This is a genomic window from Geofilum rhodophaeum (assembly GCF_002210225.1).
GTDB lineage: Bacteria > Bacteroidota > Bacteroidia > Bacteroidales > Marinilabiliaceae > Geofilum > Geofilum rhodophaeum.
Map to the genome: position 1 here is coordinate 1 of NZ_MWUJ01000019.1, position 14,746 is coordinate 14,746.

At 43.8% G+C, this 14,746-nt stretch carries 11 protein-coding genes; 2 read left to right on the forward strand and 9 right to left on the reverse strand.

Translation table 11 applies throughout. The annotated features are described in order from the left end of the window. Window positions 1–45: 45 nt before the first annotated feature. The 7 genes from B4W65_RS14240 to B4W65_RS14270 form a co-directional block, all read right to left on the reverse strand. A complete protein-coding gene (locus B4W65_RS14240; RefSeq protein WP_088655844.1) occupies window positions 46–486 on the reverse strand; it encodes a hypothetical protein in 441 nt (146 codons plus the stop codon). A 9-nt stretch (window positions 487–495) separates the two neighbouring features. Then, window positions 496–2,772: a hypothetical protein gene (locus B4W65_RS14245; protein WP_088655845.1), complete on the reverse strand. Its 2,277-nt coding sequence runs from the start codon at window positions 2,770–2,772 to the stop codon at window positions 496–498. A 1,083-nt stretch (window positions 2,773–3,855) separates the two neighbouring features. Continuing rightward, window positions 3,856–4,155: a type II toxin-antitoxin system RelE/ParE family toxin gene (locus B4W65_RS14250; protein ID WP_088655846.1), complete on the reverse strand. Its 300-nt coding sequence runs from the start codon at window positions 4,153–4,155 to the stop codon at window positions 3,856–3,858. Next, complete coding sequence (locus B4W65_RS14255; protein WP_088655847.1) at window positions 4,155–4,367, reverse strand: hypothetical protein; 213 nt, start codon at window positions 4,365–4,367, stop codon at window positions 4,155–4,157. The genes B4W65_RS14250 and B4W65_RS14255 overlap by 1 nt, the downstream gene beginning before the upstream one ends. Before the next feature lie 54 nt (window positions 4,368–4,421). Further along, a complete protein-coding gene (locus tag B4W65_RS17475; protein WP_205741292.1) occupies window positions 4,422–5,378 on the reverse strand; it encodes a tyrosine-type recombinase/integrase in 957 nt (318 codons plus the stop codon). Next, entirely contained in the window at window positions 5,372–6,319 is a 948-nt protein-coding gene (locus B4W65_RS14265; protein WP_088655848.1) for a tyrosine-type recombinase/integrase, read from the reverse strand. The genes B4W65_RS17475 and B4W65_RS14265 overlap by 7 nt, the downstream gene beginning before the upstream one ends. Before the next feature lie 78 nt (window positions 6,320–6,397). Continuing rightward, window positions 6,398–9,061, reverse strand: coding sequence for a CHC2 zinc finger domain-containing protein (locus tag B4W65_RS14270; RefSeq protein ID WP_088655849.1), 2,664 nt, complete (start codon window positions 9,059–9,061; stop codon window positions 6,398–6,400). A 156-nt stretch (window positions 9,062–9,217) separates the two neighbouring features. On the opposite strand from B4W65_RS14270, the gene B4W65_RS14275 reads away from it, so the two are divergent. Further along, window positions 9,218–9,553 (forward strand): helix-turn-helix domain-containing protein, encoded by a 336-nt coding sequence (locus B4W65_RS14275; protein ID WP_088655850.1) that lies wholly within the window; start codon window positions 9,218–9,220, stop codon window positions 9,551–9,553. Between the two features lie 41 nt (window positions 9,554–9,594). Further along, a complete protein-coding gene (locus B4W65_RS14280; protein ID WP_088655851.1) occupies window positions 9,595–9,861 on the forward strand; it encodes a hypothetical protein in 267 nt (88 codons plus the stop codon). A 36-nt stretch (window positions 9,862–9,897) separates the two neighbouring features. Here the strand turns inward: B4W65_RS14280 and B4W65_RS14285 are convergent, their stop codons facing one another. Together B4W65_RS14285 and B4W65_RS14290 are read right to left on the reverse strand one after the other, a co-directional pair. Next, window positions 9,898–10,278 carry a hypothetical protein gene (locus tag B4W65_RS14285; protein ID WP_088655852.1) on the reverse strand — a complete coding sequence of 127 codons (381 nt, stop codon included), beginning with the start codon at window positions 10,276–10,278 and terminating at the stop codon, window positions 9,898–9,900. Between the two features lie 6 nt (window positions 10,279–10,284). Beyond that, entirely contained in the window at window positions 10,285–14,556 is a 4,272-nt protein-coding gene (locus B4W65_RS14290) for a fibronectin type III domain-containing protein (RefSeq protein WP_158522853.1), read from the reverse strand. Between the last annotated feature and the right edge of the window lie 190 nt (window positions 14,557–14,746).

The following is a 14,746-nucleotide window of genomic DNA, read 5'->3' on the forward strand; positions in this document are numbered from 1 at the left end:
TGTCCTATTTTTGGGGAAGGCTACATTTACTTACAACTTAATCCGCTAACTTTTAACAACCTTTATTCTTTCCAGCCCTTCTGGCATTGGAAGCCCCCTTGTTGGTGTTCGCTCTTCCCATATTTTATCTAATTCAGTACCTTGGATGTCATCACCATACCAATTTTGGTTTACTTCCGTTAAGTTTAGTTTTTTGTAAGCTGCTTTATCTGTAGTGCCAATAAAGACCATACCTTCTTTACCTAACTTAAAAACACCAAAAGTATAACCCCTATACTTACCATATGTCCTTACCTGGTAAGCATTATCAATATCTTTCACGTTTACTATTAGCTCGTATGTATCTTTTCTATGTATACTTTTTTCAAACCCGGGGGATGGGCTATTTTCACCTTTATAACTTAAAAGTACTCTTTCATCATCATCTCTTATGTTTGAAAGTTCAAGGTGTAGCCCCTTAAAAAACGTATAATCACTGTTTCTCATAACGATCCTTTAGTTTATTGGCACAAATTTTCCTGCACTTTTTGAATAAACTGCACGGAGTTTTTCAGCACCATCCGAAAACACTTCCCAAAGCTCAGCGCCTTCCTGTAATTCAAACCAGTCATCCATCTTCCATTCCGGAACGGCCAGCCTTCCCTTGTTGGCTGCAGTAAAACCATGGCCGGTAAATGGAGGGGGATCTGTAACTGTGCCAAGGTTGGCAGGACTTTTTGGGACCTCTATTTTAGTAATATTATCCGCCTTAAAGCGGATAATCCCACAACTTTTATCTGCAGCGGAAAATTTAGTCCCACTATAATCCAGTCGCATGCCATAATAAATATCTTCCACGTTGGAAAGGTGCTTTGCATCTGCAGCTGTAGTTACGTATCCCTTGCAACTTGTATATTTACCTGATGTATAATTGGCAATGTCAGAATAAGGAATTGTTTTTTGCATCAAAGTATTTGATGTAGGTTCTGGGATGCTATTTCTAACCTTGTTAATTAAAGATCTTTGCTTTATAGATAAGTCTGCAAAAGGTGTTTTTTGGATCTCTTTAAAAGTATTCATATCAATACCTTCTTTTGCAAGAAGGGCATCAATGTTGTCGGAAAAGCCGGTTAACGAGGCGATATGCAGCTTCCCGTATTTTATGGGATTGGTTCCTTTTGCCAAACTTATTATGCTGCTTGCATCAGGATAGTTGTCCGTATGTTTTTTGGCTTCTGATAATTCGTCCAGTAATTTAGCTTTGCTATTGCTGTTATTAATAGCTGTTGAAAGATCCGTCAGTTGGTCAGCTGTAAACGTGTAATCCGGGTGTTTGATTACCGTTTTTAGATTCTCAAGGTTTTTAATATCCAACCTTACAACAGGTGAACCATCAAGCAACCCCCAAGCCTCTACAATACCCTCGTCAATTTTGGAAAGGTTGTTTTTAAGCAGGTTGGCTGCATCGCTTACCCGGCCATCAGCTTTGGCAATATCGGCAAGGAATTCGGGTTGTTTTGCTTCGCTTAGCCCGTTTAGCTTCTTTAAAACAGCATTTAACTGGTTTCCTGTGGGTATTTCATCGGCCAGTTTGCTTATGGTGCTTATGTGGTTTTGGTTCCTGTCAACCAATTTGGCCACCTCGAACAGTTCGTCATCCAGTTTCGCAATTTTGGCCGCTTTGAACTTTTTGCCAATCTTGCTTACCGCAGCAGCGCCCTCTACAGTCAAGTCAATGGTTTTTACCACACCACCAACCTTGGAAACATACTTCACATAGGTTACCCCCTCAAATACAAATGGTATCGCTGCCAGGTAAGAAAGCGAGGCGTAAAAATATTTTCCTTCAAGGGTGTAAAGAAAGCCATTGGCAAGGTCAAAAGGCGCACCAAAAACAGGTACTGTGCCAAGTGCATCAAGGGTGAAATGAGGGTCTTTGAAGAATTCGCCCCAAATGGCAAAAACGGCAAGGATAATGTCTTTGGCCTCCAGTTGTGGCTGGGTCTGTGGCGACCAGTCCACCCACATGTTTTTGGCCTCGTCCCATCGGTAGAAGTAATTGTTCAGTTCCTGGTCTGCATTTGTATATATGTATTCGGTTTTGCTGCCGATGGAAAGCATCATCAGCAAACCACCCTGCCCGTAAATGTTAAATACTGACTGTTTGGCATTTTCCCTTAAATCAAGTTCGGTAAGGTTGAGCGGTGGAAGTATACAGGCATCATCATCCGTGATGGTTTTTAAGAATTTTGCTGTAGTAAACTGTAACCCGTCCAACGGCTTTAAATCGCCATCCCCTTTATGCTTCGCTGTTGGTTTATTTCCAGCCTCAGAAAGCATCACTGTTTTAAACTCTATGGCGCAGTTTTTACGGTAGCCCAAATAAACCAAAGTGGCAGGAATGTTATTTGATGCGGTCAGGTCTTCTTCATAAAATGCGATATTCCCATCGCTATCTTTTACCCTGTCCACAGGTTTTTCGGCACCGGGGTTGATCATCCGGGCATAGCCCAAGAATTTCTTCTTTTCAAAGTTGTAGAGGGCAACATAATTCCCCTGTTTGTTTTTAAAGCCTGTCAATGCGCCATCGGCAATGTTGTCCGTGAACCTAGAGGCAAAATTCAATGATGTTACATTGTCATGGATGGTTATCGGGATTCCCGCGGGGGTTAGGCAGGTGTATGCGTTTTGGGTTTCATCGGGGTTGTTCCCGATAGAAATGTTTTCCATTGTCAGGTAAGCAGGGTCAATATAAGCCCCTTCCTCCTCATCCTGCGCCCATGCAAACAACATCGTCTGCGGGTTATGAATCAAATCCCATTGAGGTTATCATCAGCACGGTAAAAACCGGTAGCCACCAGCTCCACTAAATGGCCTTTTAAGCCTTATTTCAAAGAACGTTACATCTAATGCTCTGCAAGATAGAAAAATTCCCTTAGTTACTTTTTTCTTCAATTGAAGTTTTTCATTTGAAGGGTTTTTCATTTGAAGGGATTTTCAATTGAAAAAAAAGTTCAAGGGTGAAGTGGTGCCCGGATTTGAGCGGAACCAGGCATTTACAACCCGTAGGCAACTTCTTAAGCCTGGCGTTGGCAGGTCAAGGCTTTTGGAAAAAATACTACCCTGAGGAACGACGGGTGGAGATTTTTTTCAAAACCCGAAGGGCTTGGCCTTGCGCGGGGTTGGCCGGTGGGCTTTAACTTGGCCGAAGAGGTTTAAATGGCGGTTTTTTTAGGGGTTGAAGTGTTATTGTAAATGAGTGATTTCCTTCTTTTCTTCTTTGATTACAACCTGCTGATAATATGAAACTGTGCGAAGGTAAAACAGCCTTGAGCCAGCGCTGGGATAGTGGCTGCAAAAAAGTGGAGTGAGGCACGAACGAAGCGGTTTGCAGACGCTGTGCGCGCGAGCCGACTGCGAGTATGACCGAGGCCTGACGGTGAGAGCTGACGAAGAATGAGGAAGCGAAGCCGGCAGTGGCGTTTACGCTGAGGCTTTGGCGTGGTTATTGATTTTTGGGTTGGCTTTTGTGGGGCGGACAATAACCATGACAAAGGCGAACCGAGGGAGTTAGCAGGCGAGCCTAACACAGCAGCGGTTGGATGCGTGGCGGCTTGGGCCATAGCGTAGAGAGGCACGAACGGAGCTCTGGACCAAGTGGCCTAAGCAGACAAAGGAGCTGCAGTGAGGAAGAGGAAGGAAGGCAAAAATCATGACAAACTGGAGCGTAGCGTAACCCGGAGGGAACCGAAGGGCGGACGGCGCTTGTTTTCACCTTATAAAACTTTCTTTTTAAAAAAAGTGCCGGACGGTTTGGCGTGCTTTTTTGCTGACTGACGAGGACGAACACCGCTTTACCGGGTCTGTGCGGGGGGTTTATCCCTTCATTTTATCGGGGTCTTGTCTGGAGTCAAAAATATCTGTGATGTAAATATATTCTCCAACAACCCTATAAATAATTTTATAATGACTTTCAATTAAGCGACGATGGCCTAATCCTAAATCTTCTAAATAGGGTTCTTTTTGGCCTTGTAATGGATGCAGCAATAGGGTATCTGCAGTATCAAATATACTATCCCTGATTTCCATTAACTTTTCAGGAGTTACTTTAGGAGCAATAAGACTCAAAGCTTCTTCAAGGCTAAACAAAGCCTGTTCTGTGTAAACAAGCTTCATTACAACCCTAAATTTGCAGTTCTTCTCTCCATTTCTGCTCTTGAAAAGACCCGCCCCGACTGGATATCATCTTCTGATTTTCTGGCTCTATTTCCCAGCTTAGCTTTTAAGACTTCCTCTTTACGGAGCTTCTCGTAAAACTCATTAATAGTATTTTCATTTGCTCGATGCAAATAACTATGGATGAAGTCTCTTTTTTCAACTACGTTCATAACTTCCATTGTTTTATCTCCTACAAATTTAACGATTTAAACTTGGTTTTAGTTCTATTTTAAAGGATGATATTTCTCCAACTCCTTCTGCAAATCCTCCAGAGTGTCCATTCTATAGCGTTCAGTACTACTAACATATTTGTGGCCGGCCATGTATTGCACTTCTCTGAGGTTGTAATGTTTGAGCCAATTGGTAATGGTGCTTGCACGGATTTGGGCCATGTTTGTGAGTCTGGGTTCATAGCGTTTTATCATGGCTTTGATTCTGGACATGCCGCGAATTAGACGCTTTTTGTGGAACAGGTAATTCCCTTCTATTTTATCGTTTAAAGACTTTCTATCAGTTAAAAGATATTCGTGCAGGGGTAGTATTTGAAAGGGTTTTAGGTCTAATATCCGCTTATTGGCTCGTTTGGTTGATGGAACGTAAATCTTGCCTTTATCAAGCTGCAGGTGGTGTATTTCAAGCTTTGCCAGCTCTTGTTCCTGCAAGCCCTGATAAATGCGCAGGCCTAAAATAAGGTGGTAGATTCTTAATGTTTTTTTATGTGTCCACTGGCTCTGGCTTTCCGGGAAGTTCTGGTAGATGTGGTCGAGCTGCTTTTGGGTAAATAAATCGTGGGGTATTCTTCGTTGAACACCTTTTACACGTATGGGTTCCGCTACATTGGGCAAGGCTTTAAAGTCTAGGTAATAACTGATTTTCTTTAGCTCCATGTTGATGGTTTTGGGACCTATTCCCTGGCCTTTCCGGTAGCGGATGTACCCCATCAGCGTTTCATGGTCGATTGGCTCAACAATTGGCTCAATTAATTCAATTGGTTCTTTTCTTTCAATTGAAGAAAAAGAACTTAAGTCCATATTGGCAGATGCATTCAAATAAGGTTTGAACTTCTTTTCAATGAAAAGAGTGTAATCAAGGATGGTGTTCTTACCAAAGCCTTTGCTTGTAAGGTACTTTTCAAAGCTTTCTGTTTCGCCTTGCTCTTTGGATTTCGCTTTACTCAGCATTCCTCCTCCTTTGCTAAGTGGGTGTATTTCTGTGTGGTTTCTATTGATTTATGGCCCAGGAACAGGGCTATGTTTTCTAAGCGCATACCATCTTGCAAAAGATGCGTAGCAATGGAGTGCCGCAAAATATGCAGGCCAAAGGATTTTTGTTTCAGCATTTCATTGTTGGTTTTACTTTTCAGGAGCTGCAAGCGGTGGTACATGCCCTGTATGCTCCATCTTATGCCACCCCGGCCAAGTAATAAAGCTTGCCCTGATTCATCGGGGGCTTTGGATTGCTTTGCGTTTAACAAGTGGGTTCTTTGGTTAATGATGTATTCTTGAAGGTCGGCTTTTACTTGTTTGCTCATGGGTACGTATCTTTCCCGGTAGCCTTTGCCTTTTCGTACATACAAAAGGTTCTTTTCAAAAAGAAGGTCGCTCTGGTTAAGGGCGGCGCCTTCGCTGGCTCTAAGGCCACAACCATAGAAGATGTCAAGCATGGCGGTATCTCTTTGGTTGTACAGGTTGTTTTCGTCTTTGGCTGCTTGGTAAAGGGTCTGTATTTCTGCTTTGCTTAGGTAGGTAGCGGCTTCGGTGGTTTTTAACAGTTCTGCCTTGAAGCTAATCAGGGCTTTCCCGCTTTGCTGCAGGTATTTGCCGAGCAGACGTAGCGTTGTGATGTGCTTGTTGATGTAACCCGGACTTAAACCGCCTGTTTTGTTGCAGTTGGGGCGGTGTTGCAGGTATTCTAAATACTGGCCTACCTGCTTGTTTTTAAAGTCTCTTAAGCTGCGGGTGCCTTGGGATTCCAAAAAGGCAAAGAACTCTTGTGCGTTCCAGTTCATTTGCTTTATACTCCGGGCTTTGTAGCCTAATGTTTCGAGCCAGATGGTAAAGCTTTCCACCAGGTGCAGAAACTGCTTGCTTTTAATTTCTCTATTAACACTTTTCTGGGTCACGGGTCGCCAAGGCTTTAAGTATTGTTAATGAGTTATTTCTGTGACCCAAATCGCATGAACCGCCAGAGGGTCGCCAGCCTATCGCCGGATTTCGTTTTTGAGCTTATTTATTTGATTTTTAAGATGCTGTTTTACATCTTCACGCAGCTTTGCGATATCGTCCCACCAGAGTATTTTGTATTTGTAGCCCCGGTTTTGGTAGCCACCCATTTGTTGGATGTATTCCAGTTCTATCAAATCGCTGATGTAGCGTTGCAACTGGCTTTTGCTGATGTTCAGGGCGTGGCGGATTTCACGCTGCATAAACTCGTATTGTTCGGGGTTGGATTTTGTTTTGATATGGTGCTTTAGTTCTTCGTAAAACTGGCGCAGGGAGCCATCGAGTTCATCCACTTTTAAAAAGATACTGTCGAACATGATTTCATTGGCGATTTTAAGGTCTTCGGTATCGGTTATTATCCGGCCTTGTGCGTCCTTTTTTCTACGGTACTGGTTGATGATGGTGACTTGCTTAACAAAAGCTAAATAGAGCTCGTTCAGGCGTCTTATTTTATGGGCTTTTTCGGGCAAATGGATTTGGTAGGCAAAAGGATTAATGACTTTGCAGGGCTTGAGCATTCTTACAAGGTTTTGCAAAAGGGTGCTTGCCTCTCGCTCTTTCTCTGCATCTATGAGCCCGGCAGCTTTCTGCTTTTGGTAGTTCATTATCCGGGCGGTTTGTTCCTGGCTTTCATCAACAGCAATGATGAAAAGACGGCTCATGTTGTCTTCATATATTTGGCCGTGGGTGGTGGCGCAGATGCTGGCCATGGGACCTCTTACGATTCTTTGGGCGCTACGGATATTGCCGTTTTCGTCCTTTTGGCTGGTGGAGCTGCTTAGTTGGTTGTTGCTTATCAGCTCACGCCAGGCAAAGAGGGCTTCTTCTTTTAGGCCATCAATGTCTTCTAAGCAGATGAGCTTGCCTCTAAAAAAGTATTCGTCGTAGTTGTAAAAGCTGTTTTCGGTTACCCGGGTAAATTTCACCACTCTTTCGCCTGGCATCAGTTCGGCTATTTTGGAGAGTAGGTGGGTTTTACCGCTGCCGCTGCTGCCTTGTATCAGGGCGTGCAGGGTATCGGGCATTTTATGGCTGGTAGCTATCACAAACAAAAAAAGACGGTTATTCTCCTCTCCGGTAATGCCGCTTTGGCCGATGAGTTGGTTTAGCTTCTGGATTAGGTCTGCTTGTTGCAGAAAAGCTTTGCATCTGGCCTGCTGCGCCAGGGTTAGGGTTTTATCGCTGTCTGCATCTTTGGTGCTTTGCTGTAGCTGGTTTTCCCGGTATTCTTCCAGCAGGTCGGTTAGTTGCGACAGGTCGTTTTCTATAAGGTCGCTTCTGAGTTCCAGTTTCTCGGCTGCTTCCCGGGCTTCTTTTCTGACTTGCTTTTCTTCGTACAAATCCAGTCTTGTGCGGTATTTGATGGCGGTTTCCAGATGCTGGACGTCCAGACTGATTGTCATGCGGTCGAAGGTTTTGGGTAGGCTGCCTTTTACAATATAACGGGCGGTTTGGGTAGTATAAGTGATTTTGTTGGGCTGCTCTGTATTTAAGGGTGATTGGGTTTGCGCCATCTGCAAAGCTTTGGATGGGTGGCTTCCTTTTTCTTTCCCGAGGCTCCAGGTCGGGATTTCGCTTCGCTCAACATTTGAAAAATCTTCAGTTGAAGAAGAAGATGGTGGTAAAGGTTGGTGGTTGGTGCTGCAGGCCGGCTGTCGTTCTTCGATTAGTTGCAGTATGGCTTCCTTTCCGTAGTTCATCCAAAGACTGTTGATGTCCTCGTCTTGGGGCGTGGCAACAATGCTGATTGTGACGCCCTGCCCTGCCAGTTCCTCGGCGTATTTAAGGGCTCCTTCTTTGCCGGCCCGGTCGCCATCAAAAAAGAAGATGATTTCCTTTTCTGTTGTTGTGTTTATTCCTAAAGGATTGCTCCATGCTGTTATGGCCCTCTTGTGTTCTGCGCTTAAGCCATTAGTGCCGTAGGCGGAGAGTATCGAAGCATCTTTTAATTCTACGATTTGGATAAGACTGGCAGCATCGATGATGGCTTCGGTGATGATTAATGTATGGGTGTCTTGTGGCGGATAGCTTGGATAAAGGCCTTTGCGGTTTTCGCTGTAGTAATGGCGGCCGTACTCTATGTTATAGCCGTTGCTTTCTGTTATTCTGCGGCCGTAAAGGCTTGTGATATTGCCCGCCTGGTCTTTCAACGGGAAGGTGATGCACTGCTTGAGTTTGTTCCAGTACTGGCCACTGTTATAGCCGATTTCCATTTCGGGGTTTAGGCCACGGCCTTTAAGGTAGTCTAACGCTTTGGGGCTGCGGGGAAGGCTTGCTATTTGCCGGGCAAAAAGCCCTGCAAAATCTTCGGCCTTCCCCTTGGCAGCTCCTTTGGATGCAATCCCCATTACATCTTTAGCGTTGGTTTCTTCTCCTGCAAGTGCTGCAGCTTTCTTCAAAGCTTCATGCTTACCGGAAGCTGAGCCTGTCGAAGCTTCGTATTTCTCAATAAATTCTATCTGGTCACCGGTGGCACCACATCCAAAGCAATGGAAGGTACCGGTTTCGGGGTATATTTTGCAGCTTGGTTTGTCGTCTTGGTGGAAGGGGCATTTGATGTGGTGGTTTTTGTCTATTTTGATGTTGTAATGGGACAAAACCTTGGTTATGGGCAGATGTTTTTTGATGTCGGGGATTTGCATTGGAAAATTATTTTAAAAACTTTTCAATAAAACTATCAGATACAAAAACATCTTATAATTTTTAGAACTCCAAAAACTATCCACTTTATTCCTGTCTTATAATTATGTAATTTTGCAACAAATGAGAACTATTGTATGTTTTAGCATCTTGTAGTTATGAAAACAGGTAAGATTATTGCTGACTTACGTAAGTCCAAAAACATGTCACAAGGTGACCTGGCAAGCCAGACTGGCATATCTCAGGTTATGGTGGGTAAATACGAGCGTGGCGATGCCATACCATCAATCGAAGTGGCCAAAAGAATTGCTGATGCTCTTGAGGTTTCTCTCGATTATCTGGTTGGAGAGGGAGTTAACAGCAAATTTGATAAAAACACGCTTAAGCGTATCGAAGAAATTGAACTCCTGGAAGAAGATAAAAAACGAACATTGTTTGACGTGATTGACACATTTATACGGGAATCTAAAGGCAGAAAGGCCTTTGCTTTGTAAAATTATGCTGCTATTCCAATTAAATATCAGACAGTTTAGTTATGGCCTGTTCTTTTAAGAAAATATACAACATCATTGAACCCTCATTTAGAGGGCTTGCTTTTATGCTTTTCGCATTAGTTATCAACTGGAATTATGACAAATGGGTGACCGTTGACGCTGAAAGCACCCTACTTGCCAAAAACAAAATGATTCTCGCTCTTTTTTCTAGAATTGATGATTGGGGTGGCAAGGTTCTTTTAATAAGTATTTTTATTGGAATTGGACTACTGATAATACTCAATGACTACTTAAAAAAAGCAGACTAACAAAATGCCGGCTATCCAACGTAATAGGGAGAAAAACTAAACCCGGCCATGTATTTCAGCTAAAACCTCCCCAGTATTTACATCGATATGATATCTCATCATTGAACCATCATGAATTTCAACAACATCACGATTAGCATATTCCTGCCTAAACCAATCATCAGTCCGACAATTAACAAAAGCAGCATGTTTATAGGGGACCTGCCAAATAATCTCTGCACAAGAATCTACCCCATACACTAATCCTCCATCCATCTTCAGGAGCTCACTCCTTTGGGCTTCAAATTCCACCGCATCTTTTGCTCGAACTTGAACCACTAACACATTGGAAAACTCCACAACTCTATTTATACTAAGCACAAAACAAACAGGCTTCTCATTGACAATTAGCACATTATTCGAATAACCATATTTCATATCTTCTTAATCATTTAGTCTTTCAAACTCGCCAACGGGCTTAAACCATGCATCATACATCGGATTACCTGAATCAAAACCAACAATCTGATACTGAATTGCTCCACCTTCTTGAATCAGCGCTGGACTAACATGACTCCATTCTTGGAAACCAGCGGTACTTTTCCTTATAATTGTACCCTTTGGCACTTCCACAAGAGCTACCTTGGTAGGCTTTTCACCAAAACCTCCGCTATAAGGTATTGCAAGCTCTTCAATAATATCATCAATACTATCATACTTTTTTAAATCCTCAATACGAATAATCCATTCCCCTTGCATACGTTCACCAGTATAAATCCGAGCAAAATAGGCTGTCTCCTCTAGCTCCATATCAGTTACAGGCATCCCCCTATGATACGGATAGTTTTCATATCGGGGATTTTCAATTTTATAAGATGCATAAAGCTCATTATGAGCTCTCTTAACAACAGTCCCTGGCTTGAACTTTATTGTTGTCCGATTAATTGTTTTAAATAGCAACTCTGCCTCACTTAACCCAACAGAAGCACTTTCCCTAAATCTCGCAGCATCATCATCCAACTCATCTAAATACCTAACTATCTCATCAATATCGGCATCACTAACCCCCTTACTTCTTAATTTTATTCTGAAATCTGGAAGCGATTTTTTGGCTATCCCTTTAAGTTTAATCAGGTTATTCTTAAGTGCTTTCCCTGCTCCAGGGGCTCTTTCAGTAGCAATACGTATTAATAATGCAGTCGCTGCTCCCTGTAAATAATCCGAATAGACCCGATCAAACTGCACATCCTCTTTAATTCTGCCATTATCAAAGAAAGCTCCATAAAGAGGTGTTATAAATGTCTCAAGAAACTGATTGTCAATTAGGGCCTCAGTGCCAGAAATGGTCGTTTGATAATAATCAATTCTGCCAGGAACTTCAGACAAATGGACATCTTCAAAAACATGCAGTATAAAACTCTGAAGGGTCACATCCAGAGTAACTCCAACAGCTACATCAATAGCCTTCTTCCGAGTTAAATAACCGGTAAAAAATGAGCCCCCTTCATTTACAATTGCCGGAAGTGATTGCTCTAAAATAGGAACAAGAAGGATCTCTACTGCAGCTGGGAAAAACGCTGCACCAAGTCCAGCTCCCACCATAGTATTTAGCCCCTTCATAAACTCAGTCTCGTAGCCAAGACCTTCACCCATTGGAACAAATGGATGCTCAAGCAAACAAGGGTCTTTATATATAGCTGTCCTTAAAATGCGGCTATCCATTATTGGCGATTCGGCATAATCACGCAGCAAATGACCGCAAGGCATGAAGGTAAATTCATCAATACCTGAAACAAGAGTACCAGCTGCGCTATAACTCCCCCAGGAGCTTGGCTCTGGAAACCATTTGTTATTATTAATTTGCCGGGAAATAAATTCATCCTTGTCAATATCCCACAAAAGCAGGGAATAACTTGATTTTTCAGTTTCAGTTTGAGTTTCCTTCCCTGTCCCCATGAAAGAAATATTCGTGTTACCACCTTCTTCTTTATACCCGGCGAACAAATCCGTTGTAACCTCAGCTTGAAAAGATAAACTTGAAGTTTTAAAGCCGTAGATAGCCTCAGAGGAAATATGTTTTACATCAATCCCATGTTCAGCATCTTTTAAAACAGCAACTTCTGAAACACCCTCAAGCCATATCGGAAACAATGACGGAGCTAAATACAAACCCGAAGCTTTTGGAGCCTTAATCCAATTTAAATTTGCAAGGTTAATCTTATACGCCCCCTCTTCCTCATCCTGCGCCCAAGCAAACAGTATACTTTCCGGGTTATGAATCAAGTCCCATTGGTATTTCCACAGGTCGGTGCCGCCGTTGTAGTCCATGAGATTTTGGGTTTTGGACTCATCCTGTATAAATTCTTCGGGACTAAAGGTGTGGCGAAGATTGAAGGCGCCGTGACCCAGTTCGTGGGCTACAATAATGGGGGAGGGATTGTCGTAAATGAAACCTACCTGACGATTAAGGGGCATGTAGCCGGCCAGACTGCGATCTTTAAAGGTGGCTCCCTCCACAAAGAAAAGGTATAGGTCACCTCGCTCAATTTTACGACCGGTGGCTACATAGGCATCTACAATGGCAGTTTGGTCGTCGTTGTAGGTGCTGAATGTACCGGATCCCTCATGAGTCATTCGTCCTCCAGGGAAATGGACACTTACACCGGGCTCAGAGACTACGGTCCATGTGGCAATGGCTTGCTTATAAACCTGCTTCAGGGTATGCTCCAACTGACTTTGGGTGGGCATCTTTGCCCCATTTACAGGTACAACATGCACGCGTTTGAGTGTGTTGTCAAAACTTACAACGTTGAGTTTTCCTACAACTTCTTCGGTGCTGTCGCTGAGGGCCCGGTAAGCATACAGAGCCCGATTACTACCGGCTATATGACCCTGAACATTAAGCGCGCCAGTGGCAGATAGTGCGGGAATACCCATTTCATCCCGGAAACTGATGTCGCTTGAGGCATCGGTCAAAACCTTATCGTACCTGAAACTTTCAACACTCTTAAAGGCGGGTCGGTACCCATTATCCAGACTTGGATAAAAACGTTGAATCCTTTGCTTTAGAGGGTCGTAGGCATCAAAACCATAGTTCTGCTTATCGTAGGGTAAAAAACCAACCATGGAGCCCTCGGTAAGTTGCTCCTTTTCTTTCTGCTCATTGTAGCTTTTCACCAAACGATTGTTCCCACCGGTTGCTTTAAACTCCTGTACACCCATAGGCTCCCCTTTGGAGCTGATTACAACCTCATCTCCATCGGCATTGGCAATCAATTTCTGCTTGGCTTCTTCAAGGCTAACACCCATTGGTCGCTCAACAACGGCGTCTTGTTCAACAACTACGGCATACAATTCACCGTCTTTTACAACAACGTAATCAAACTCTTGCTGAACGGAAATGGTGTCCACTATGCGGGTTTTGGCGGTCACAGTAGCCAATTGATCCAAAAAATCGTTTCCCTTCTCAACCAAAACATCTACTCCAACTAAAAATTTAGGGTCGTTGATGCTTTTGTAATCCATGTTTACAATAACATTGTCGGTGTTCACCTGCAAATCGGAGAACTCGCAGGGGACTTTCATGCCCCACAACTCGCCCCAGAAGTAAAAAATGCCACTATAAATGCCGTTGCCTTGAGCATTCACTTCGCGCACAATAAATCGGGTAGTGCCCGTTTTATTCGTCAGGGTATCTCCAACAGTCAGGTCATGGCGCAGCTCAAAATTGGTCAGCTCAACATCGGGTAAATCGTCACTGCAGGCACAATCGGGACAATCATCGTTGCTTTCATCCGGTTTTTTGTCAGGAATAAGAAGCGAAGTCCAGGAAGAATAATCGCTTACCGAAGCAGCATCTCCATTACAAACGGCCTGCACCCTCAACTCGTAAGTCTGTCCCCTTTCCAACTGAAAAAACTCCACCTTACTATCGTACGTCTCACTAGCTGAAAACCAGTCGGTCGCGGCATTTCGTACCTCTACGTTAAAAGAAGTATGGTTCTTTTCAGGCGTCCAGACAAAAGAGCCCTTTTGCCCCCCGGCCGTAGCGCTAATATCACTTACAGCTTCGCAACGCGACTTGTAAGTAAAGGTGCGCACCTCGCTCTGTCCGTTTTGTGCAAAGGGTACCAGGCCGCTCTCATCGAAGGCCGTTACCCGCCAGGCATAAGTCATCCCCTCTTCCATCATAACGGAAGCAGGATTAAAGGAATAGCTGTTGGTACTGGTTACATGCTCGTAAAAAACCGGCATGGAGCCAACAATATTATAGGGATTAACTCCCTTTACACGCACTTCCCAAAGTTCAAACTTATAGCGAATACTGCCGGCCGAAACGGGACTGCCAACATTGCTGGACAGCCAGGAAAAAGTGATTGGGACACCCACATATTGTCCCAATTCTGCATCGTTGGCGGGCAAACGCAAAACAGGTGGATGACCCAGAGCCATCCAGGCACTGGTTGTACCGGTATTCGAAATTACCCTATTGGTATGGAAGTGCAATACCTCTATCGAGAACCTGTAAAAACCCTCGGGCATCTGCCCGCTTCTTTGGTAAGCCTCCTTACTAAAACCCTTAAACTGCAGGTTGTTCAAATTAAAATAATCGTAAAGGTCTTCACCAAACAGCACTGTAGCGCTGCCCCCATCCAGATAAATGGGGGTAGTATTAAGCGTAACGGGGGTTTCAATAGTCGCCCCTGCCGTTTCCATCGTCAAGCGCAACTTAACCGGAAGGTTAGCCACCTCCAAATCGTTCACCACAATGGTAACCATCAGACGCTGCGAACCATGGGCGCTGTAATCGCTCAATTGCAGCGAGTAGGGCGGCAGCAGAGAGGGACTAACAAAAATGGGGTAATTACTTTGCGCCAAGGCGCTAAATGACGCAATTACCATTTGC